Here is a 23169-nt window from a genome sequence, read left to right as displayed (position 1 = left end):
TTATTTGCACTTCTCTTCATTGGAGAATGAACGTAAGAAAGTGAGCTTGATAAATGGCAAATGAAGTAAATAGTAAAAAGGCTCTTGAGGTCCTGAAGGAGCAATATGCTGATAAATTTGTTTCCATAAATCGAGCGCTTAAGGCCATTCACAGGGGTGACAGAATATTTGTCCATACTGCCTGTGCTGAACCCCAATATCTTATCAGATCTCTGGTTGAATATATTGAAAGTGAACCCAAAGCAGTTTTTGATGCTGAGGTTGTCCAGGTCTGGTCTCTGGGGTTAGCGCCTTACACCCAGGAGAAATACAAACACAATTTCAGGCACAACTCTTTCTTCATCGGTAGTAGCACCAGAGCCGCTGTGAATAGCGGGCTGGCCGATTACACACCCATATTTCTCTCAGAGATTCCCAAACTTTTCCAGAGAGGACATGTCCCAGTAGATGTGGCTCTTATTCAAACCTCATGTCCAGACCCCCATGGATACATGAGTCTGGGGATCAGTGTAGATATCGTCAAAGCTGCTACGGAGAAGGCTCAGACCATTATCGTTCAAGTAAATCCCAGAATGCCTCGGGTTCATGGTGATGGATTTATTCACATATCAGATGTTGATTATGTTGTTTACCATGAAGAACCCCTGCTGGAATATGAAGATGAGCTTGATGACGAGGTGGCAGACAAAATTGGAAAATACGTCGCAACTTTAATAGAAGATGGTAATACTATTCAAGTTGGCTATGGGTCTCTGCCCAATGCTATTCTGGCAAATCTTGGTGAGAAAAAACACTTAGGTGTGCATACGGAGCTCCTGGGGGATGGACTGGTTAAATTGATGAAGTCAGGGGTGATTGATAACTCCCAAAAGACTATTAACCGGGGTAAAACCATCGCCACCTTTAGCATGGGGTCAGCCGAAACTTATGAGTATCTCCATGACAATCCCTTTATTGAGTTTAAAACAGTTGATTATACCAATGATCCCAGGGTGATTGCTCAGCATGAAAACATGACTGCCATAAACTCTGCCCTGGAAATTGATCTCACTGGTCAGGCAACAGCAGAGTCGTTGGGAAAAGTGTTTTATAGTGGCATTGGTGGTCAGGCGGATTTTATGCGAGGGGCAATACTAGCCAAAAAAGGAAAAACCATTCTCACCATACCCTCTACTGCAGATCATGGAGAGGTATCTCGTATTGCTCCATTTCTCAAGGCGGGAGCAGGGGTAACCCTCAATCGGGGTGATGTTCACTATGTGGTCACTGAATATGGCATAGCATATCTGCATGGGAAAAATATTCGAGAACGCGCCATGGAATTGATTTCCATTGCCCATCCAAAGTTCAGGGCAGAGTTGATTCGTAAGGCCAAGAAACGGAATCTGATTTATCAGGATCAGGCTTTTATTGCTGGTAAAGCAGGGGAATATCCTGAAAAAGTTGAAACTTACAGAACCACTTCAAGTGGATTAGAGGTTTTTATTCGTCCTGTTAAAATCAGCGATGAACCTCTTTTGAAAGAATTTTTCTACTCGCTTTCAGATGCCAGCCTGCAACGAAGATTTATTTCTGAACGAAAAGATATGCCCCATGAGAGATTGCAGGATTTCGTGGTGATAGACTATACCAGTGAGATCATCCTCCTGACTTTTACTCAAAAAGATGGTGTGGAGCAATTGGTTGGTCTGGGACAATATGCCATCGTTGGCTCAACTCACACTGCTGATGTTGCTTTTGTGATCAGAGATGATCATCAGGAGTTGGGGATTGGCAAGGAGTTGTTGAAATACCTGACTCTGTTAGCCAAGAAACAAGGTTTACTTGGATTTACAGCAGACGTAATAATTAGTAACGCGCGAATGATGGGCTTGTTTGAAAGCATGGGCTTTGACGTGCAAAAACATATTTCAGATGGAATGTATGAAATGAAAATGACATTCCTGGAGAGTAAGTGACAGTGGGAAAACCTGATATAAAATATTTGTTCGAACCAGAATCCGTAGCGGTGATTGGTGTCAGCCAGGAACCGGGCAAAATCGGCTACAAAATTCTGGAGAATATGCTTTACGTTGGTTACAAGGGAGATATATATCCTGTAAATCCAAAGGGCGGGCACGCTCTGGGATATGATATTCTCAAGAGTATTGAAGAGGTTGAAGGTGATGTTGATGTGGCGGTTATCGCTATTCCAGCACGCTTTGTCTACGACGCCGTGGTGAGTTGTGCCAGGAAGCATGTAAAAATGCTGGCAATCATCTCTTCTGGATTTTCAGAAATTGGGAATCTTGAGGAAGAGCAGCGTGTGGTGGAGTATGCACGAGCCCATAATATGCGGATATTGGGTCCCAATATCTTTGGGCATTATTCTTCAAAGGTGGCCCTGAATGCTACTTTTGGTCCCCGAGATATTCGCGAGGGAAATGTGGCCATTATCACCCAGAGTGGTGCCCTGGGGATTGCCATGATCGGCAAAACAGCCGTCCAGAATATTGGTTTATCATCGATTATTTCGGTGGGGAATAAAACCGATATCAATGAAGCAGACCTGCTTGAGTATCTCATCACTCAGAAAGAGACCAAAATCATCCTGATGTATATCGAAGGTATACAGGAGGGTGAGCGTCTGGTTGAGATATTAAAACGCGCAACCAAGATGAAGCCCGTTATTGTGATCAAATCAGGTCGCTCCAAGCGAGGTGCCGTTGCAGCTGCCAGTCATACCGGTTCACTGGCTGGCTCAGATAAGGTTTTTGATGCGATTATGCGTCAGTGCGGTGTTCTTCGAGCCGAGAGTATCCAGGAGGCACTTGAATGGAGTAAATTTCTTTCACATTCAGCAGTACCCCTGGGTCCCAATGGCATCATCATTACCAATGGTGGCGGCGTGGGTGTTATGGCCACTGATGCCTGTGAAAAGTATGATATCAAGCTCTATGATGATCAGGATAAGTTGAAGGAAACCTTCGAAAGTGTAGCCCACGGTTTTGGGTCAACAAAAAATCCAGTGGATATCACTGGAGAAGCATCCAAAGCTGATTATGTGAAAGCACTCCAAGAGGCTCTGGTTGACGATTCCATTCACTGCGTCATGGCACTCTATTGCGAAACAGCCATGATGAATTCTCAGGAATTGACTGAGATGATTGATGAAATGTATGAGCAGTATCAAGCCAAGGGCAAACCTATCACCTTCTCCGTTTTTGGTGGTGAGCTCACAGAAATTGCTATTACTGCCTTACACAAAAACAACGTTCCTGTTTATCGTGATGTCTATGATGGTGTGTCCTGTATGGGCGCCATTCAGTCCATACGGAAAGTTCAGTCCATGGAAGCAGAAGAACCGGTTACAGCTGAGATAGACGTAGAGGCCATCAATACACTCATAGATGGTGCCCTGGCAGATGGAAGATCATTCCTCCTGGCAGAAGAAGGGCAAGGCTTATTAAATGCTGCTCAACTCCCCGGTCCTCGTGGTGGTGTCGTCCAATCTGTTCAAGCCGCTGTCAAGCTTGCTGATGAAATCGGATATCCAGTTGTTATGAAAGTGGTATCCAGAAACATCCTCCATAAAAGCGATGCTGGAGGTGTGCTTCTCGATCTGGATAATCCGGAAGAAGTCATCGATGGATATCAGACCATTATTCACACCTGTAAGGCCAACGTGCCCGATGCCATTATTGATGGTATTGAAGTTGTTGAACAACTCACTGCGGGTACAGAAGTTATTCTTGGCGCTCGCAGGGATGCTAATTTTGGAACCACGCTCATGTTTGGTTTGGGTGGGATATATGTTGAGGTGATGAAAGATGTCGCTTTCAGAGCCGTTCCACTTTCGAACAGGGAAATTAGATCAATGATTAAAGAGATTCGCTCATATCCACTCCTCTTGGGAGTAAGGGGTGAAGCTCGCAAAGATATTGAAAGTATTATTACAGCCCTGGAAAAGGTTGCCAGCCTCATCAGCAAGGTACCCAGGATTACTGATATTGAAATCAATCCCATGGTCGTCTATGAACAAGGTTCAGGCGCCCGGGCTGTGGACATTCGTGTATTATTGTCTGATGATAAAAAGGATTCACCCCAATGAAAAATATAATTGTAACATCCATTCGGAAAGATGCCGGAAAAACAAGTGTCATTGTTGGCTTGGCCAAAAACTCCTCTAAGAAAATGGGATATTTGAAGCCCTTCGGTGACAGGCTTCTGTATCGCAAAAAACGTCTTTGGGATTTTGATGCCGCCGTATGTACCACTGCTATGAAAGCAGAAGAATCACCTGAAGAAATGAGTATCGGTTTTGACCATTCCAAGCTGAGATTCATGTACGATGAAAAAACTACTGCCGCCAAGGTGCGCGAAATTGCTGCCCGCAATTCTCAAGGCAAAGATATTATGCTCGTCGAGAGTGGCAGTGAACTCACCCGAGGATTATCAGTGCATCTTGATGCCATCTCCCTGTGCAATTATTTAGACGGCGAGCTATTGGTTGTATTAAGTGGAACCAATGATCAAATCGTGGATGATGCGTGTGCACTCAGAAAGACCATTGATCTGGGAGGGGTAAAGCTGGCAGGTGTCATCATCAACAAGGTTCATGATGTGGAAGATTTCAAGGCTGTTTACAGCGATCACTTTAAGGCTTTGGAACTGCCGGTATTGGGCGTGATGCCCTATGCAGAGAATCTCACCAAACCTTCCATGCGTTTTCTGGCCGATCTTTTCTTTGCCAAGGTATTGGCAGGAGAAAAAGGGCTGAAAAACACCATCAAGGATGTTTTTGTAGGTGCGATGTCTGCTGATGCTGTCCTGCGGATGCAGCGATTCAACAAGGAGTCAAAACTGGTCATCACCAGTGGTGACAGGAGCGATATGATCCTGGCTGCCCTGGATACGCATGCTGCTGGTATTATTCTCACCAATAACATCCTTCCTCCTCCAAATATTCTGGCCAGGGCATCCGGGACAAATGTGCCGCTCTTGCTGGTAGCCCAGGACACCTTCCAGGCTGCCAAAAAAGTGGACAATCTGGTTTCCCTGCTTTCCAAGGAAGATGATGAGAAGATGGAACAGTTGAGGTCCATGATCAAAGATCATGTTAAAGCTGTGACCATTAGCTAAGCTTTTTGAAGATGTGAACTAAAAGGCAATCCTCAGAGGTTGACTTTTTTTTGGGTACCAACCGACCCAGCGCATGCTTCGAGTTCCGCTCACGCTGTTCGCGCCTCAGCAAGACGCACTGGCACTGAATGCGGATTAATCCTGAAGATCGTGATAAATAATTCTGTCATCCTGAGGTGCCTGAAGGGCAGTCTCGAAGGATTAGGGTACAATTGTAAGAATCATTTCCGCCAGCGCATGCTTCGAGTTCCGCTCACGCTGTTCGCGTCTCAGCAAGATGCACTGGCTTGTCGACATGGGTGCTGGAGATCGCCGTGGTCGTTTCACTCCCTCGCGAAAACTGTAGAGGAAATACTCCATTTTATTATGTGCTTCTACAGACCAAACACATCACTTTTTTAGCAGAATATCCTTTGCCACTCCCCATGACCGATTATTATTGGGACTGTCAATTCAAAGCGTGAGAGAACAGAAATGAAGAAAATACTAAAATTTGGGGGGTCATCCGTTGCCGATGCAGCCTGCATCCAACGCGTTGCTCAAATTATTGCCAATGCTCACACCCCCGGTAGTGAAATTTATATCGTCCTATCCGCCATGCAAGGGGTCACCGATGCCCTGATAAAACTAGCCGGGGATGTCCGGGACGGTAAATTTTTAGCCCCTGCCTTGCAATCTCTCCTGGATAAACATGAGGGCGTCATGTTGCAGTTGGGTCTGGACACCGATATGGAACTGGTGTCCTCCTTCAGACAACTCTCTACTGACATGAAGGAACACCTCCCACGCTGCCCGGGAGCCAGTGTTGATTTTAATATGTGGAAGGATGTTCTCCTGGGATTTGGCGAGTTATTATCAGCCAGGATTATGAGTGCCTACCTGCGGAGCAAACTCATCGATGCAGAACTGCTAGATGCTCGCAAGGTTGTCATTACAGACAGCAATTATGGCAATGCCTATGTCCACTACCAAAGGTCCTATGATCGTATCAGAGAGTATGTGTCCAATCATGGTCGTCTCCAGGTGATTACCGGGTTTCTCGGTGCCAATGAATATGGGAACGCCACCACACTGGGCCGCAGTGGCTCTGATTATTCTGCCAGTATTTTTGGGGCGGCCCTCAATGTGGATCAAATTGAAATCTGGACAGACGTAGATGGTATCCTCACGGCCAATCCCAAGATTGTTGATAAGACCGTCCCCATCCCAGAATTAACCTATGAAGAGGCCATGGAGCTGGCTCATGCTGGCGCAAAGGTCATTTTTCCTCCCACCATGATACCTGCCATGTATAAAAGGATTCCCATCGTTGTCAAAAACACGTTTCGTCCTGACCAGCCGGGAACCCGCATCTCACCAGATCGGTCACTGCTGGGGAAAATTACGGTGGGGCTTTCATCTGTTTCCAATGTCTCATTGCTCCGCATGCAGGGAGCAGGTATGGTTGGGGTGAAGGGGATTAATGCCCGTCTGTTTACCTGTCTGGCCGACAAGGGGATCAGTGTCATGCTGGTGTCCCAGGCCTTTAGCGAGCACTCCACCTGTTTTGCTGTAAAGCCGGAGGAAACGGATCTGGCTTTGATGTGTATCGATGATGAATTCGAGAAGGAGCTCAAGGCCAAATACATTGATTCTGTAAAAGTGCAAAACGATATGTCATTGGTGGCTGTGGTAGGTGAAGGCATGCAGCACACACCGGGGATTGCAGGTCTGGTGTTTCAGGTCCTGGGCCAGGAGAAAATCAATGTGGAGGCCATAGCTCAGGGGTCATCCAAACGGAATATTTCCTTTATTGTCCATGATAGCGAAGCCCAAAGGGCCATACAGAGGCTCCATCAGGTTCTTTTTGAGAGGGCAGAGGCATGATTAAAATCGCAGTGGGAGTTTTGGGTGCTACTGGTGTCGTGGGACAAAATTATGTGCGTCTTCTAACCAATCACCCCTGGTTTGAAATCAAGGATCTGGCGGCGTCACCACGCTCAGCTGGAAAAACCTATGGGGAAGCAGTGGGGGAGCGCTGGTTGATGGAAACCCCTATGCCTGAGGGACTTAAGAACATGCCGGTGAGAGATGTTACTGATTATGGAACCATTCCCGGGGACATAAAATTATTCTTTTCCGCCACAGAGCTGGAGGACAAGCAGGCCACCCGTGATTTTGAATTCGCTTATGCTTCAAAGGGATATCCTGTGGTAAGCAATAGCTCCGCAAATCGGTGGACACCGGATGTCCCCATGATCATTCCTGAAATTAATGGTGATCATCTTGAGATTCTTCCTATACAGCAAAAAAATAGAAATTTTCCCAGAACTGGATTTGTGGCAGTAAAGCCCAACTGTTCGGTTCAATCCTATCTGGTAGCCATTCATGCCCTTCGTGAAGCTGGCTATCCTGTTGAGGAGGTGCTGGTGAACACGCTTCAAGCGCTTTCAGGAGCTGGATACAAGGGTCTTACAGAACCAGAGCGCAGAATCACTGTCAACCCCCTCATACCAGGGGAGGAAGAGAAGACTGAAAAGGAACCCTCGAAGATTTTAGGATTGTTTGAAGACAATCAAATAATTCCAGATTATTCAATGGATATGTCCGCTTTATGTACCCGGGTACCCGTCGTTGATGGGCACACCGCCCTGGTTTATCTGAATTTCGCTGAAGAAATACCTGCTTTGGAGACTATTAAGAAAATTTGGTCAGAGTTCACAGCAGAACCACAGTCATTGGGTTTACCATCTGCTCCTATGCCTCCAATTCTAGTTATGGAGGAAGAAGATCGTCCTCAAGTTCATCTGGATGTTAACAATGGAGATGGGATGGCTGTGACCATTGGTCGTTTGGCTGAAGATAAATTTTTTGATATCCGTTTTGTGGCCCTTTCGCATAACACCATCCGCGGGGCTGCTGGTGGGGCCATTCTTACTGCTGAGCTGTTGGTAGAGAAGGGATTTGTTTAGCATTTTAAAACCATCCAGGCAGTGATTCGAATCCCCGCCTAGATCAGTCCATAGATAGTATCAATTTTTATCGAGTCAGGTATTGACTTCATTCCACGATGGACAAGCTCAGGGTTGTTAGTCTACTCCCGTCGCTAAAGCTCGTTTCGATTCAAACCCTGATTCAGAAGGATATATGCATTGAGGGCTCCAGTAAATGGTCGGGGCAAGCTCGAGAATATCAAAATGCTATGACATACATTTCTATGACCTTATCGTCCGATTAATCTGATCATCTCGCGGGGAGTCACAATTATAGATCTAATTTAAAGGAAAATAGTCCTTAGAAATCAGACTTTCCATAAGCAATAACCACAATTGTCAATTACATTGACTTCGATTCATGATGTACAAGCCATACTATCGAGGGAAAGAACATGATTGTTAATACAGCCGGCAGCCCAGGCGAGTATGACGTTCAGAGGGCTCAACGATTAAGAATGCGTAGATTTCTCATGGCAGTGGGAACATATATAGTCGCCTTCATGGCCACCTTTCTGGTCACTCGCCTGGGAATAGGTCAATTAAGCATGACCCAATGGCTTATACTCTTTGGGCTGGGGCTATGTGGTCCAGGTCTGATTTTCCTCATGTTTTATACCGGGGCTAATTTGCGTTTTTCAGAACCATCCCTGACCAGGGAACAAATCATATTCTCCGCAATATTTGCAGCTGTGCTTATGTACTGGATACCAGCAGCTCGGCCATTCGTGCTTCTGTTTATGCTACCCCCTTTCAGCTTTGGAATGTTGAGCCTGAACCTTCCACAGTATCTCGTTGTTGTCGGCTGGATCCTGGGGATATATGCAGGACTCCTGGGTTTGGAGTTTTACCAGGAACGTCCTGGATTCGATATTAATTACGAGTTGGTCCTGTTTTTTCTGTTCAGTCTTTTGCTGCTCTGGTTTGCCTTTTTCGGGGGATTTATATACAAGATAAAGCGACGACTCCGCTCACAAAAGGTGGAAACCCAAAAAGCCCTTGATCTGATAAAAATCGAAATTGCAGAACGGCGACGCACTGAAAAAGCTTTGGCCGAATCAGATAGTTTGCGAGAATTGCTCCTGGATATCATTACACATGATCTAAAAAATCCAGCAGGGGTAATCTTAAGTCTGGCAGATCACGCACGAACCAACCTACCGAATAACAAACTGATTAATGAGATTTATGCCAGCAGTGATCGCCTGCTAAAAATCCTGGAAAATACGACAATTCTCAGCCAGGCTACCTTCGGTGAAAAGATTCCGCTTGAAAAATTGAATATCAGTAAAATTCTGGAAGAGGTTGCCAGTGAGTTTAACGCCAGCCTACATGATGCCGGTATGATTCTCACAATAGATGTTCCCCAGGACGTGCTTATATCAGCGAATCCGATAATTGCTGAAGTTTTAAAAAATTATGTCAGCAACGCCATCAAATACGCCCGCGATGGTAGCAAAATAATCATTGAAGCCCATTTCGAAGAAAATGCAGTGGTGATTGCTGTGAAGGATTTTGGGAGCAGCATCCCTGAGGATTTACGTGAGTTTGTGTTTGAACGTCAAGCCCAACTCGCTGAGGGCGAAAAACAGGGCAGGGGATTGGGTCTCGCCATTGTTAAACGTATTGCCCAGGCGCATCATGGGGAATGTTGGGTGGAGCCAAACAGACCTCGGGGAAATAGCTTTTGTTTGCGATTACCCCTTCATGAAAAAAAGCAAACGTAATGCTTCTCACCATGGCGACACTTTGACTCATTAAATGTGGGAGTCCTGTCTACGATGAAACAGGTGTCAAATGGTCTGCTGATAGCTGCTTCAATGCAGAGGGTGTTGGTAGCCGTTGACTCACCTTCTTTCTGCTAGATGAATCTTCGCTTTAAATTACTAGTGGATCCAACATACAAATAAATCAAAACTCATTTTTTTTCGAGACCTTGCCGACGAATATCCAAATCATGTACCATGCTTCGTTAGTTATCCACATGACTCATCCCTCTGAGAGAAAATCATTTTATCCTTTAATATACTGAGAGAATCATTCTATATTAAAGGCAGGCTATAATATGGATAGAAAGAGTGTATATATTAAAGGTAAGGTGAACGTTGAGTAATATATCAAATAGTGAGATCGAATCCACACGGACCGGTAGGTATATTCAACAGGATAGTGGATATAAAGCCTTCATCCCTGCACCGTTATCGCCAAACCCACAAATAGACATCTCTGATGATCTTCAAGCTAAATTATCTGAAGCTGAGAATGTGTTAAGCAGATTAGACGCTTCTATCCAGACTTTGCCGAATCCGGATTTATTCGTTTTTATGTATGTACGGAAGGAGGCAGTGCTCTCTAGTCAGATCGAGGGAACTCAAAGCTCTCTTCACGATGTCTTAGCTGCTGAAGCTCAAATCTTGGATCCTTATCGACCGCGAGATGTTGCGGAGGTCATCAATTACATAGATGCTATGAATTACGGAATAGATCGACTTGCCGAGCTTCCTGTCTCCGTCCGTCTCATTCGAGAGATCCACGCTCGACTTCTTGCGGGCGTGAGGGGCTCTAACCTTACTCCCGGTGAATTGCGTCGCAGCCAAAACTGGATTGGACCAGCTGGGAGTACCCTTGCACAGGCAAGTTTCATACCTCCACCACCCCAAGAGCTTGTGCAAGCCTTAAGCGACCTTGAGCACTTTTTACATGCGGAGGATGAAATACCAACCCTGATAAAGATAGGGTTGGCTCACGCCCAGTTTGAAACTATTCACCCTTATCTTGATGGGAATGGGAGGATTGGGAGATTATTGATAACCTTTCTGCTGTGCGAGCAAGGTTTGTTAAAGAAGCCAGTTCTCTACCTGTCATATTACTTCAAGTATCATCGTCAGGCCTATTATGATCATTTGCAGGCCATTCGTCAGCAGGGGGATTGGGAAGGATGGCTGGTCTTTTTTCTGGATGGCCTGGCACAAGTAAGTGTTCAGGCAGCGGAGACGGCGAGAAAAATTACAGAACTGCGGGAAATGCAGCGATTTAAGATTATGGAAAACTTTGGACGCGTAGTTGGAAACGGTTTAAAAGTGTTTGATTATCTATTTCAGCATCCATTGGTTTCGGTTGAACAGGTCAAAACGGTAACAAATACCTCTTTCCCTGCTGCAAATGAGCTTATCAAGAAATTTGTTGAAAGTGAGATACTTTCAGAAATTACCGGGAATAAACGTCATCGCCGATATCAATACACTGCATATCTAAGGCTGTTCGATGAGGTCGAGCTTAGCTAAGAAATTCTACCAAGATAATTGAAAGATTGGACGCATATTTTTTCAACGGCACATATATGACACAATTATGTATTTAATGCGCCGTAAATATAATATAAACAATTAGAAAAAAAGCTATAGCGGAGAGGGAGGGATTCGAACCCCCGGTACCCTAAGGTACGCTGCATTTCGAGTGCAGTGCATTCAGCCGGACTCTGCCACCTCTCCGAGCAAAAGTTCATACTGCGTATGAACTTTTGCGAGTCCCGCCGAAGCCTTTAGGCGAAGGCGGACAAGTAGTACGTTATAAAGAACGAATCTTCCACCCTAAAGGGCAGAGACGAAAAACTACAATTAAAAGAACGACTCAATATAAATGCACTGTTGTTGCCAACAACGCCTTAAGCCCGCCACACTATCTTTTTAGCTGACGACTCGCTGCAAAAAAACTATCAAGAATGCCCTTGCATTTGTTCTCAAGAATGCCACCAATAATGTCAACCTTGTGATTCAGGTATTTCCCTGAACACAACTGAACCGCTCCACCGCATCCACCATGCTCAAAGTCATCAGCTCCAAAGACCACCCGCTGAATCCTTGCATTTAGAATGGCACCAGCACACATGGGACAGGGCTCAAGGGTCACGTAGATGGTTGCATCCTTCAAACGCCAATCCCCAATGTGATTGGCTGCTGCCGTAATAGCCAGAATTTCAGCATGGGCAGTCGGATCATTCAAGGATTCGCGTTGGTTGTAGCCTTTGCCGATGATCTGATTATTCAAAACCACAATAGCTCCAACTGGGACTTCCTTGCGGGCAAATGCTTTTTCTGCTTCTCTGAACGCCTGTTCCATCCAATATGTATGGGAGTCGTTGTTCAACAGGGAAATACCTCTGGTACTTTGATCCATATCTACATCAAATTGATTATTTATTATTCAGTGCCGGATTGAAGGGGTGGGCTTTGATCTGTCCTTGTGAAAGTTCATGAAGATCCCATGAGAATGCATCAGCCTTATCTTTCTTAATCCTCAATCGAATTTTAACGCTATCAGCATAATCCTGGTCAAGTAGTCTGGCTTCGTAAGTTTCAATCAGTCGATACACCAGATTGGCACGTTCAAAATCACATTCACACTCCAGCGAGACTCTAGGTACAAAAGTTCTTTTCTTCAACAGTGGAAGCGCTTCATGAACAACGCCACTATAGGCCCGCATCAAACCACCCTTGCCCAACTTGGTGCCGCCAAAATATCGAGTTACCACGGCCAGAACGTTGGTCAGATTCGCTCCAACCAGCGTTTGATAAATAGGTTTCCCAGCAGTTCCAGCTGGCTCACCATCATCACTGACACGCCATACTTCCTCGTCACCAACGCCCATGCGCCATGCAAAACAATGATGATTGGCAGTATACTCGCGTTTTGTAACCTCAGTTAATAATATTTGAACTTCCTCTTCAGTTTTGAGAGGGAATATATCGGCAATAAATCTGGAAGCCTTTATTTTGGTTTGGTGCTGACAAACTTCTATGGGTTGGACCCAACTTACTTCGCTCATCTCAATACCGTAAATTTTCTGGTCATCACCGCATTATCTGTCACGATCTGGACAAAATAGAGACCTGCAGGGCTGCTTGCAGGGACCTGTAGCTCAACCACTTTCAACCCCTCGGAACGTTGCTGTCGGTCAGTTGATACGAGTTGTCCAAAGATATTGAATATTTTTAGCTCAACCCAACCTGGTTCGGCGATCATGTAACTCAATTTCGGTTGTACCAAACTGGGGATACTCGGGTTGGGCCACAGGAGTTGAATAATATTTTTTAAGGGCAAGGTACTCCCCTCAAACCTGAGGGTAAATGTAGTGCCGGCATCCCTATTACCATTGACGATTGGTAGAACGATATAATCTTGACTGCTTACATTGGTAAAAGCCACCCAATAGTCACCAAGTGCGCTCTTTAGGGAAGAACCATCCTCAAATCCATGATAGGTGAGATAAGCTATTTGCTTGCTGCCCATATCGCTACTTCGAATATGAAAATCAGAATACGTTGGGATGCTAAATTTTTTATAGGCGATCTCAAAGGGCTGCAAAACCACCCCCATGGTATCCGGAAAAATCTGTGGAAGTTCATATTCATGCATGCTCACTTCGGGCAAATCAAGCGCGTCAGGATAATACTCGTTTGTGACCGATCTGGAGCCCGTGAATACATTATACAGGGCGTATTTCCCAAGGGCCTGTGTCAAACTTGAACCCCATGCAGGTGAGCTCAATACCTGATCCAGGTTATCAGTGGCTTCCCTGCCCGATAATTCTTCCCAGATATCCAGCATGATATGCTTTCCACCTGATTTACCATATTCCAGGTCAAGTATTTGACCGAAAAGACCATGGCCATAGGAGAATGCAAATCCGTATCTATCATCATTGAGATTTGGGAAACTTGACTGCCTGAAATTGTCAGCCACATAAGCATGATAATCATCCACTTCGGGATAGCACTTTTCCTCCATCCAGGTACTGGAAATTTCATACCAGTAGGCATTGGAAGATACTGGTTCAAAGGGGTAAGCATATCTCAACTGAACCATGTGGAAAAATTCATGGGCAATGGTAACACGCAAGGCAGCAAGTCCACTTGTGGCATAACTGCTCTCCGTGTAATCGTTGTCAATGACAAGATATGTCATGGATGGTGCTGAATTTCCAAAGTAGGTCATTCCATAAAAGGTCCCATTCCAATCCCGAATATACACATCCAACTCGTCGCCATCTATGCCGTTATCAGGGAGAGGAGGGAGGAAACCCAGGTTGTTCACCAGAACCGTATAGGCCGAGTCCGCTGCCAGGGCTGCTTCCAGGACATAATTGGGTGTACCCGACATGCCTTCATTTGCCACGGCGTTTTCGCCCGTCCTCGTAAAATGTACTCGAAAGTGACCCGCAGGGCTGACAATGGACTCATCCAGGAGGGATTCATCAAATTGAGGGATATCCCTGTCACCGCTCCTGGTGACATGGGTTTCAGCGTGAGGTATAGATGCAAATCCGCATTTATATGCTAGCTCTGCTTGTCCCAATGCGCTGGACAGCAAGAGGATGATAGTTAAAAGATACCGCATTGACTATTTTTTCCGGAATGCGATCCGAATGGGGACACCTTCAAACCCAAACTGCTCACGGAAGCGATTTTCAATATACCGTTTGTAGGCTGTTTTGATCAAATCCGGGTAATTTGTAAAAATAACGATCACAGGTGGTTCAACTGCGACCTGGGAGCAATAGTTCAATTTTATTTCTTTCCCGTGAGGAGAAGCCGGTTGCAGCCTTGCCACGGCATCCTCGAGGAACAGGTTTAATTGTCTGGTTTGAATACGCTTTTGCTGCTCTTCGTGAATTTTTTTGACCAGATCAACCAATTTGAATATCCGTTTTCTTTCCAGGGTGGAAATAAACTGGATGGGGTAGTGCCTTAATTCAAACATATCATCAATGAGACCTTGCTTGAAATCACGCATGGTATTGGTTTCTTTTTCAATGAGATCCCACTTGTTGACCCCTACGATGAGACCTTTCCCGGCAGCGAGAACTTCTTCCATAACCCTGGCGTCATGGGATACGAACCCTTTCTCAGCATCGATTAAAACAATAACGACATGAGAGCTCTTGATGGCTTGCTGGGTTCTGATCGTACTATAATACTCGATTGAATCAGTGACCTTGGCCTTCCGACGCAAACCTGCCGTGTCAATCATTTCATAGGATTGTCCAAAATAATTAAAGGTGGTATTGATTGAATCTCGGGTCGTACCAGGTATATCGGTGACGATTTGTCGGTCCACACCCAGGAGTGCATTTGTCAGGCTGGATTTTCCTGCATTGGGCATCCCAACGATAGCGAAACGAATCACATTCTCATCAACGGTATCTTCAATTCGAATCTCACCAAAGGTGGAAACGACTTTATCCAGCGCATCACCAATACTTCTACCATTCAGAGCACTCACAGGAAAGACTTCACCAATTCCTAATTGGTAAAAGATATGAGCCTGAGTTTCGATGAATGCGTTATCAGCTTTATTGGCAAGAAGAACCAATGGTTTCTTGGATCTTTTTGCTTTTTTGACAATTTCTTCATCTTCCCAGGTGATGCCTACGACGCTATCAACCATGAGCATGATGACATCAGCTTCCTCTATGGCCATAATGGCTTGCTTACGAACTTCTTTATCAATGATATTTTCGCTACTGGGAATATATCCACCAGTATCTACCAGAAAGAAGGAGTGTCCTGCCCAGTCCGTTTCCACAGCAACCCGGTCACGTGTGACCCCTTCCTGCTCATGAACGATTGATAAACGTTTTCCAACAATCCTGTTGAAAAGTGTGGACTTGCCCACATTGGGTCGTCCGACAATGGCAACAACGGGTAATCTTAGCTCCATGGGCTCAGTATCTCCAGCATATCTTCATGGTGGATATACACAGGTACACCCAGTTTCTTTTCAATATCTTCACGTGTGTGGTCATCCAGTGTGATTCCATCTTCGCTAAACATGCGATAGGAGAGATAGACAGCATCTGCATCCACTTTATCCATCAACTGGGTGACCAGATCTCTAGCTGGAACCAAGCCTGTCACTGTGACAGTATCAGCTCCCAGCCATTCATTCAGAATGGGGACTATTTCATAGTCCAGATTTTCGATGGTATCAAGGGTCGGGGTAATCGTTCCCTTAAGAAAGGGATAGCCGAGAATACCCGTTGCAAAAACCAGGCGCGTTGGCTTTTTCAAAGTTGGTGGCAACATGGGAATACTGGCATTAAATCGGTTTGCGAAATCTCGGCATTGACCCACACCATTCTCCACCATGGAAAAGTCACCATAGTAACTATCATCTGGGATGGGCAAGCCAGCGAGGATAAAAAACTCATCACTGAGGAGTACAAAGTTATGGAATCCTGGAACATCGAATTTTTTCTGCTCAATTTCAAACCATTCAATGAAGGCTTTTGCTGTTTCTGGCGTATACGAAGTCAGATCAGGTTCATTGTCCCGGTATTTTGTCAAGCCCACAGGAACAATTGAAATGGATTGTACACCTGGTGCCATTTTGATGAGATCATTTATGGTCTGGAGGAGTATGTCACCATCATTCCAGCCTGGACAAAGTACGATTTGAGTATGTAGCTGAATCCGGTTGGCTGTGAGGTATTCAAGTTTTTCCGTGAGTTTATCATCTTTGCCATAGAGCAGCATTTTGCGCCGTGTCTCAGGGTCAGTTACGTGGACACTTATATAAAGGGGACTAAGTTGTTGCTCAATGACCCGTTCAAGCTGTTTGGGACCCATGTTGGTCATGGTAATATAATGTCCATGTAAAAAGCTGAATCGGAAATCACCATCCTTGAAATTCAAAGCTTCTCTGACGCCAGGAGGATTTTGATGTGCAAAGCAGAACACACAATTGTTAGCACAGGACCTGATTTTCATCGGTTCAACTATGATTCCGAGTTCCTCATCCAGGCTTTTTCTAATATTTATTTCTTGAGAGATCCCAGCCCTAAGAATTTTTATTTTGAGATCTTCATCAGCTGAATAAAACGCATAATCTATCTCATCAGATATGTTGCGATCATTTATGGATAACAAATTATCACCCACCTGAATACCCATGGCTTCAGCAGGTGTTTTCGGAGTAATAGCTACAATATTCATCGCGTGAATATATTCAGTACCCTATGGCGATGAAACGTTTTGATGGCTCGGCTCTGCCTAATAAATCAAGGGACTGCAGCTAAAAATTTCATGCGTTTATCTTGTTTCGGTTAAATATTTTAATAATTGCCCATTCCTTGGTTGTGAACTGTTGAGGAGCGTCTAAATTTTCCGCCATGTTGTCGGTATTTATCCGCCTTCGCAGAATATCCCCAGGTTTTTCAGGGATAAGCAAGTCTGAATATACTGACTCGACGCGATTTTTAGATAGCGGTTCGCGGATAATCGCGACGGAGCTCGAAAAGAGCGAAGTCGGATTATTGGAAGCCAAGTGTACGCAACTTTTTTTAGTTGGTACGCATATAGACTGATTCTTATAGAGGTGATAATATGTCTATCCTTCCCTTTTGCGGGACGATTTATAACCCTGAAAAATTTCCGAATCTATCTGATGTAATAGCCCCCCCTTATGATGTAATCTCACCTCAAGAAAGACGATTTTTCCTGTCCAGGTCACGGTTCAACTGTGCTCGTCTCATCTTGGGTGATGAAAAAAAAGGTGACTATTTTGAAGATGAATTCTATGAAGGAACTCGGGATCTGATGAAGCAGTGGCATGACGATGCCACTTTGTGCAAACGCGAGCAACCTGGACTGTTCTTTCTGCACCAGTTTTTCACGGGTCCAGACGGTGAGCAGCATCTCCGGAAAGGCTTCATTGCACTCATGCCACTGGCTCCCTATGGGGCTGATACGGTGAGAGCGCATGAAAAAACTCATGCTGGTGCTATTAAAGACAGACTCAGATTAACCACGGTTACAAAAACCAATTTTTCTCAGATTTTTTTCACCTACCAGGATGAAGATAATAAAATCATTAAGCTGCTGGATGAATCACTGCCTAAAGCAGTACTTAAGCTGGATGGCCGGAACGAAGCCACCGGTGTGGAAAATATCTGTTATTTGATTGAAGATGAGGATGTCATAGCAGAAGTCCAGGAAATGATGGATAACAAGCCCGTCTTCATTGCAGATGGACATCATCGATATGAAACACTTCGACAATATCAGAAACAGCGCCTGGATGAAACTGGTTTTTCAGAGATAGATGCGAATTATATCATGGGGTATTTCTCATGTTCGCAAGATAAGGGATTAAAAGTTTATCCTACCCACCGCACCTTAAGAGGCTTGCCAGATTTCTCATATCAGATCCTTATGGACAAATTGTTCGATTACTTTGAGATTCTTAAGATGGATATGGAAGATATTGAATTAGGCCACGACCATCGTACTCTCATTATGGCCAATGATGAGGGGAACCCCATTGCCCTCAGACTAAAAGATGAAGCCTATAACGATCTTCGCCATCGCCTGGAAGACCCTATCCTGGCAGAGATGGATACAGTAATCCTGGAAGAAATCGTTCTAAAGGGCATCCTCCATCTGACAGATGAGGATCTTGAACTTCATCGTTATATCGAATACCACAGGGATATTGATAGCTATTGGGAAGCCCTGCGCTCCGGGAGTCAGGTCGGCTGGATTATGAATTATCCTGACAACAATATTTTATTTGAGATAGGGGGACGAGGTCTTCGACTTCCACAGAAAAGTACCTATTTCTTTCCAAAACTACCAACGGGCATTGTTTTTAGAGAATTGGAGGACTAGAGAGGCATGAAACCAAAATTGTTTATTCCGGGACCAACCCATGTGGAACAGGATGTGCTTGATTCAATGGCGCAATATCCCATTGGCCACAGGACATCTGACTATCGAGAGTTACAGTCCAAGGTCGTATCAGGAATTAAGGAGTGTTTATACACCAATCAGTCCGTTTTAGTTTCCACCAGTTCAGCAACTGGTTTGATGGAAGCCGGTGTCCGTAATCTAAGCAATCGTAAGGTTGCTAACTTTGTTTGTGGCGCTTTTTCAAAGAAACAGGCAGATATCACTAAAATCTGTGGTCTGGATCAGGATGTATTTGAAGTGGACTGGGGTCAAGCAATCACTGCAGATTTTGTTGATAGGGTTCTCGCAAAAGGTAACTATGATCTGGTCACAGTGGTTTTCAATGAGACCTCTACTGGTGTAATGAATCCCCTGCAGGAAATTGGTGAAGTCGTTAAAAAATATCCAGATGTCCTGCTCATGGTTGATGCAGTAAGTGGAATGATGGGGTCTCCTATAAAAGTTGACGAGTGGGGTATTGATATGGCACTGGCAAGTGTTCAAAAAGCCTGGGCATTGCCACCTGGTTTTGCAGTTACTTCCCTTTCTGACAGGGCGCTTGAGCGTAGTCGTTCGATCGCTGACTCTCAAAAGGGTTATTATTTTGATTTTGTAAGAATGCACAAAGCTGGTGAAAAGTCAGAGACCATGGTTACACCCAGTATCCCACATTTGTACGGCCTCTCCAAACAATTAGACAGAATTATAGCTGAAGGATTGGAGAATAGGTTCGCACGACATAAAGAAATGGCCGAAAGAGTACGTGAGTGGGGTATAGATCGGTTTGGACTCTTTGCCCAGCCAGGTTATGAATCTGATACCCTAACCTGTTTTGGCAATAACGCAGGGATCGACTTGATTGCACTTGCTACTGAAATGAAATCAAGGAATTATCTCATCTCAGGTGGATATGGTGATTTGAAGGGGAAAACCTTCAGGCTGGCCCACATGGGAGATCTGCGAATGGAAGATATTAACGATGTACTCGGTGTACTGGATGAGGTTATAGAAGCACTATGACAAAAAAAATTCTGATTACTGACCCCCTTTCACCTGCTGGTATCGAAGTCCTGAAAAATGCAGGGCTTGAAGTGATAGAAATCCTGGACCAGGATGCAGAAAAAATGAAGGTCGCTCTACCAGAAGTAGAGGGCTGGATTATCCGTAGCGGTACAAAAATTGGTGCTGAAGCGCTCAGCAAAGCCAGCTCTCTCAAGGCAATTGGCCGGGCTGGTGTGGGAGTGGACAATATTGATATTGCTGCAGCGACTTCCCATGGGGTTGTTGTTATGAATACCCCGGGAGGCAATACTGTCTCCGCAGCAGAACATACAATAGCTTTGATGATGTCACTGGCCAGAAACATCCCAGCTGGAGATAGTTCGATGAAAGCTGGTAGATGGGATCGTAAAACGCTGGTTGGTACCGAGTTAAAGGGGAAAACGCTGGGATTGATAGGTCTGGGCCGAATCGGTCAGGAAGTCGCTCGCCGGGCACTGGGTCTGCAAATGAAGGTGATCGGTTATGATCCCTATGTCGCTCAGGATCAGCTGGTTGTCAAAGATATTGAGGTGAAGAGCCTTGAAGATGTCCTGGTGGGTTCTGATGTGATTTCACTTCACTTGCCTCGTACCGAGGATACTCTAAATTTGATCAGCACACCTGAGCTGAAGAAAATGAAATCATCAGCAACCATAATCAATTGTGCCCGTGGAGGCCTGGTAAACGAGGGTGATCTGGCAGCCGCACTAAATGAAGGCATCATTGCCGGTGCCGCCGTCGATGTCTACACAAGTGAGCCTGCTGTGGATAACCCACTTGTAACTGCCAACAATATTGTTCTGACTCCCCACCTGGGGGCAAGTACCCGTGAAGCTGGAGAGAATGTTGCAGTTCAAGTAGCCACCCAACTCAAAGATTACCTCATTAGTGGTCAGTTAAGCAATACCATTAACTTACCCATATCCGATATGAGTATTTTGAAAACCATAGGTGGCTCGCTGGAATTGGCATATAAATTGGGCAGTTTACAGCACCCATTGCACAAGGCCGGGATAAAATCTATTAGACTCAGTTACAATGGTGACTCTAAGCACATCAAACCTTTGCTGTATTCTGCTTTTGAAGGGATCATGCACGATCGTTTTGACGGTGTTATCAATCTCATCAATGCTAAATCAGTGGCTGAATCACGAGGAATCGCATTGAGTACACTATCGGATTCCAAGCTGAGTCAGGTGCAAAATGTTATTGCAGTCAAAGTAGAATCTGACGGTGGGGCTGACTGGGAGTTGCAGGGTTATCTGGATCAACATGGTGGGAGAAGGCTAATTCGTGTAAATGAATTTCATGTTGATGTCCTTTTAGATGGTCCCTTACTCCTGATTTTGAACCATGACGTCCCTGGTGTTGTTGGCGTGGTAGGAACCCTGCTTGGTAACAATGCAGTGAATATTGCTGAATATTCATTAAGTCGTTTGGAAGGTGATACAGCACTATCATTGATTAAGTGTGATTCAGCTCCGACTGATGATATTATTGAGAAATTAAAGAGTATTTCTTCCATAAAGATGTGCTATTTTCTCGGGTGACAGTTGTAGACATTTTTTTGCATTCAGGGGAAGGAGAGGCTGTCCATCTGTCCCATGAAAAAACATTAGAGGTATCGAGATGACTGAAGAAGAAAAACAACCAGAGCAAGAACAAAAGGAAGTTAAGTCAGATCGTAGATCGAAATTAATGGGCGATATGATGAAGGGTTTGCGCGATTTTGGTTCAGCCGCCATGGACAAAGCTGAAGAATATGGAAAAATTGCCAGCGATAAAGCTGAAGAACTCACTAAACTTGGTAAAATCAAGTTAGATATACACCAGCTAAATCGGAGTCGTACAAAAAATCTTTCTGAATTAGGCGAACTGGTTTTCAATTTAAGCGAGGAAAAAAAGCTGAAAGATTTAGCCAAGCATGAGAACTTTGCTGCGCTGATCAAATCAATTAAAGCACTCGATATTGAGATCAAACAGAAAGAAGCTCACGCTGAGACTGTTGAGATCGAAGAGATTAAAGAGGATAAGGGATAAAGAGGATTATTCTTAGAATGAACCCTCTCTCTAAAATACCTTTTATAAGGTCCAAAAATCCTTGTTATCAATTACGCTTCGGAGTATACTTCGCAGTCAAACAAGGTAGGTATAGAAATCGGTAATATGATCGGAAGGAAAAGTAGTATAAAAATGAACACCCCTGATGGTTTTCGATTTTTCCTGATTAACGATAAAAAGAATCGTGTGAGAGAGATGTTTTTCTCAAAACCCACGGTTTTATCTGTGAGCATTACTGTGACCTTGACTGTCATGGGACTAGGCGCATTTCTTTTCTCAAGTCTTTCCACCACACAGTATGATCTAAAAGTTCAGAGCCTCAAAGGTCAAAACAAGGAACTGGTTCGTGTCATGGAAGACATGAAAATTCGTCTGGATGATGCTGAAGACAAATTGACAGAGCTTGTGGATCGGGATGAAGCCCTGCGCGTTTATGCTGATCTTCCTTCAGTTGATGATGATGTCCGCGCTCTGGGAACTGGTGGTACCGTCAATGATTACGCAGCAGATTATCATGATCTCATGCCATATACTGATTTAAATCTCAATTCGCTGGAAAGCAATTTATCCAGCCTGGGTCGTGAAATCACACTTCAACTCAATAGCTATGAGCAGATATATTCAAAACTTTCTAAGGATGTAGAAAGATTGCGCAAAACGCCATCAATCCAACCCGTGAATCTTGGATATATGACATCCCCATTCGGCTCACGGCCTGATCCATGGACTGGTAAGCGAAGAATGCATCACGGTCAGGATTTCGGTGTTCTCAGTGGAACACCTGTCTATGCACCTGCAGATGGAGTTGTGAAATCGCGAAACGGTAAGACAGGTTATGGAAATACTATTATTATTGATCATGGCTATAGTATAAAGACAATTTATGCTCATTTAAGCAGATATGTCGTTAAACCCGGGGATGAAGTAAAACGTGGAGATTTAATTGCTTATTCAGGAAATACCGGAAGAAGTACTGGACCTCACCTGCATTATGAAGTCCGTGTTAAAAATGTTCCTGTTAACCCCAGACATTACTTCTTGACTGATAAAATCGAACTATAGAATTATAGTATAACAATAGTTAAAACGTCCGGAAATTTCCGGACGTTTTTTTTATCGTGTGCCGTGCATGGTTAATAACTAGGTGGTGCAAGTCCACTGTGGAGGATTGTAGTTTCCAACCACTAGTCGAGAGCAAGGGTGTCGTGGGTGACTGCGAATCTGAAGGAAGCTTAAGACAAATTTCC

General features: G+C 44.6%; 17 protein-coding genes and 1 tRNA gene. 12 read left to right on the top strand and 6 right to left on the bottom strand.

Annotated elements, in window-relative coordinates; translation table 11 throughout:
* The first annotated feature begins 53 nt into the window (after nt 1–53).
* The 7 genes from ISR87_02490 to ISR87_02460 all read left to right on the top strand — a co-directional run bounded on the left by ISR87_02490 (nt 54) and on the right by ISR87_02460 (nt 11377).
* Complete coding sequence (locus tag ISR87_02490) at nt 54–1958, top strand: GNAT family N-acetyltransferase (protein ID MBL7024298.1); 1905 nt, start codon at nt 54–56, stop codon at nt 1956–1958.
* Nucleotides 1955–4090, top strand: coding sequence for an acetate--CoA ligase family protein (locus ISR87_02485; GenBank protein MBL7024297.1), 2136 nt, complete (start codon nt 1955–1957; stop codon nt 4088–4090). The genes ISR87_02490 and ISR87_02485 overlap by 4 nt, the downstream gene beginning before the upstream one ends.
* Nucleotides 4087–5121 carry an AAA family ATPase gene (locus ISR87_02480; GenBank protein ID MBL7024296.1) on the top strand — a complete coding sequence of 345 codons (1035 nt, stop codon included), beginning with the start codon at nt 4087–4089 and terminating at the stop codon, nt 5119–5121. Before ISR87_02485 ends, ISR87_02480 begins: the two co-directional genes overlap by 4 nt.
* A gap of 474 nt (nt 5122–5595) precedes the next feature.
* Nucleotides 5596–6987 (top strand): aspartate kinase, encoded by a 1392-nt coding sequence (locus tag ISR87_02475; GenBank protein MBL7024295.1) that lies wholly within the window; start codon nt 5596–5598, stop codon nt 6985–6987.
* Nucleotides 6984–8072 (top strand): aspartate-semialdehyde dehydrogenase, encoded by a 1089-nt coding sequence (gene asd / locus ISR87_02470; GenBank protein ID MBL7024294.1) that lies wholly within the window; start codon nt 6984–6986, stop codon nt 8070–8072. The genes ISR87_02475 and asd overlap by 4 nt, the downstream gene beginning before the upstream one ends.
* 416 nt (nt 8073–8488) lie before the next feature.
* The gene (locus ISR87_02465) at nt 8489–9820 is read left to right on the top strand and encodes a HAMP domain-containing histidine kinase (protein ID MBL7024293.1); all 1332 of its coding nucleotides are present in this window, start codon (nt 8489–8491) and stop codon (nt 9818–9820) included.
* Between the two features lie 402 nt (nt 9821–10222).
* Entirely contained in the window at nt 10223–11377 is a 1155-nt protein-coding gene (locus ISR87_02460; protein ID MBL7024292.1) for a Fic family protein, read from the top strand.
* Nucleotides 11378–11497: 120 nt separating this feature from the next.
* Here ISR87_02460 and ISR87_02455 read toward each other — a convergent pair.
* The 6 genes from ISR87_02455 to ISR87_02430 form a co-directional block, all read right to left on the bottom strand.
* Nucleotides 11498–11584, bottom strand: a tRNA-Ser gene (locus ISR87_02455).
* Nucleotides 11585–11771: 187 nt separating this feature from the next.
* Complete coding sequence (locus tag ISR87_02450; GenBank protein MBL7024291.1) at nt 11772–12212, bottom strand: nucleoside deaminase; 441 nt, start codon at nt 12210–12212, stop codon at nt 11772–11774.
* Between the two features lie 73 nt (nt 12213–12285).
* On the bottom strand, nt 12286–12918 hold the full coding sequence (locus ISR87_02445) for a YigZ family protein (GenBank protein MBL7024290.1): 633 nt from the start codon (nt 12916–12918) through the stop codon (nt 12286–12288).
* Nucleotides 12915–14489: a T9SS type A sorting domain-containing protein gene (locus tag ISR87_02440; protein MBL7024289.1), complete on the bottom strand. Its 1575-nt coding sequence runs from the start codon at nt 14487–14489 to the stop codon at nt 12915–12917. Before ISR87_02440 ends, ISR87_02445 begins: the two co-directional genes overlap by 4 nt.
* A gap of 3 nt (nt 14490–14492) precedes the next feature.
* Nucleotides 14493–15812 carry a ribosome biogenesis GTPase Der gene (der, locus tag ISR87_02435; GenBank protein ID MBL7024288.1) on the bottom strand — a complete coding sequence of 440 codons (1320 nt, stop codon included), beginning with the start codon at nt 15810–15812 and terminating at the stop codon, nt 14493–14495.
* Nucleotides 15803–17086 carry a DUF512 domain-containing protein gene (locus tag ISR87_02430; GenBank protein MBL7024287.1) on the bottom strand — a complete coding sequence of 428 codons (1284 nt, stop codon included), beginning with the start codon at nt 17084–17086 and terminating at the stop codon, nt 15803–15805. The genes der and ISR87_02430 overlap by 10 nt, the downstream gene beginning before the upstream one ends.
* A 390-nt stretch (nt 17087–17476) precedes the next feature.
* On the opposite strand from ISR87_02430, the gene ISR87_02425 reads away from it, so the two are divergent.
* The 5 genes from ISR87_02425 (at nt 17477) to ISR87_02405 (ending at nt 22984) form a co-directional block, all read left to right on the top strand.
* Nucleotides 17477–18760 (top strand): DUF1015 domain-containing protein, encoded by a 1284-nt coding sequence (locus ISR87_02425; protein MBL7024286.1) that lies wholly within the window; start codon nt 17477–17479, stop codon nt 18758–18760.
* A 6-nt stretch (nt 18761–18766) separates the two neighbouring features.
* Entirely contained in the window at nt 18767–19840 is a 1074-nt protein-coding gene (locus ISR87_02420) for an alanine--glyoxylate aminotransferase family protein (GenBank protein ID MBL7024285.1), read from the top strand.
* Entirely contained in the window at nt 19837–21411 is a 1575-nt protein-coding gene (locus ISR87_02415) for a phosphoglycerate dehydrogenase (GenBank protein ID MBL7024284.1), read from the top strand. The genes ISR87_02420 and ISR87_02415 overlap by 4 nt, the downstream gene beginning before the upstream one ends.
* 79 nt (nt 21412–21490) lie before the next feature.
* Complete coding sequence (locus ISR87_02410; GenBank protein MBL7024283.1) at nt 21491–21901, top strand: hypothetical protein; 411 nt, start codon at nt 21491–21493, stop codon at nt 21899–21901.
* Between the two features lie 153 nt (nt 21902–22054).
* The gene (locus ISR87_02405) at nt 22055–22984 is read left to right on the top strand and encodes a M23 family metallopeptidase (GenBank protein ID MBL7024282.1); all 930 of its coding nucleotides are present in this window, start codon (nt 22055–22057) and stop codon (nt 22982–22984) included.
* Nucleotides 22985–23169 lie beyond the last annotated feature (185 nt).

The sequence above is a fragment of the Candidatus Neomarinimicrobiota bacterium genome, from assembly GCA_016784545.1.
Lineage (GTDB): Bacteria > Fidelibacterota > UBA8477 > UBA8477 > JABMPR01 > JABMPR01.
The sequence above is the reverse complement of the archived record's forward strand: the minus strand, read 5'-3'. Positions and strand labels throughout refer to the sequence as shown.

Excerpts from the sequence above, each read along its gene's own strand:
- ISR87_02425 (MBL7024286.1), top strand. The coding sequence starts at position 17,477 with ATGTCTATCCTTCCCTTTTGCGGGACGATTTATAACCCTGAAAAATTT.
- ISR87_02490 (MBL7024298.1), top strand. The coding sequence starts at position 54 with ATGGCAAATGAAGTAAATAGTAAAAAGGCTCTTGAGGTCCTGAAGGAG.
- ISR87_02445 (MBL7024290.1), bottom strand. The coding sequence starts at position 12,918 with ATGAGCGAAGTAAGTTGGGTCCAACCCATAGAAGTTTGTCAGCACCAA.
- ISR87_02420 (MBL7024285.1), top strand. The coding sequence starts at position 18,767 with ATGAAACCAAAATTGTTTATTCCGGGACCAACCCATGTGGAACAGGAT.
- asd (MBL7024294.1), top strand. The coding sequence starts at position 6,984 with ATGATTAAAATCGCAGTGGGAGTTTTGGGTGCTACTGGTGTCGTGGGA.
- ISR87_02415 (MBL7024284.1), top strand. The coding sequence starts at position 19,837 with ATGACAAAAAAAATTCTGATTACTGACCCCCTTTCACCTGCTGGTATC.
- ISR87_02465 (MBL7024293.1), top strand. The coding sequence starts at position 8,489 with ATGATTGTTAATACAGCCGGCAGCCCAGGCGAGTATGACGTTCAGAGG.
- der (MBL7024288.1), bottom strand. The coding sequence starts at position 15,812 with ATGGAGCTAAGATTACCCGTTGTTGCCATTGTCGGACGACCCAATGTG.
- ISR87_02450 (MBL7024291.1), bottom strand. The coding sequence starts at position 12,212 with ATGGAACAGGCGTTCAGAGAAGCAGAAAAAGCATTTGCCCGCAAGGAA.
- ISR87_02440 (MBL7024289.1), bottom strand. The coding sequence starts at position 14,489 with ATGCGGTATCTTTTAACTATCATCCTCTTGCTGTCCAGCGCATTGGGA.
- ISR87_02405 (MBL7024282.1), top strand. The coding sequence starts at position 22,055 with ATGAACACCCCTGATGGTTTTCGATTTTTCCTGATTAACGATAAAAAG.
- ISR87_02410 (MBL7024283.1), top strand. The coding sequence starts at position 21,491 with ATGACTGAAGAAGAAAAACAACCAGAGCAAGAACAAAAGGAAGTTAAG.
- ISR87_02480 (MBL7024296.1), top strand. The coding sequence starts at position 4,087 with ATGAAAAATATAATTGTAACATCCATTCGGAAAGATGCCGGAAAAACA.
- ISR87_02430 (MBL7024287.1), bottom strand. The coding sequence starts at position 17,086 with ATGAATATTGTAGCTATTACTCCGAAAACACCTGCTGAAGCCATGGGT.
- ISR87_02475 (MBL7024295.1), top strand. The coding sequence starts at position 5,596 with ATGAAGAAAATACTAAAATTTGGGGGGTCATCCGTTGCCGATGCAGCC.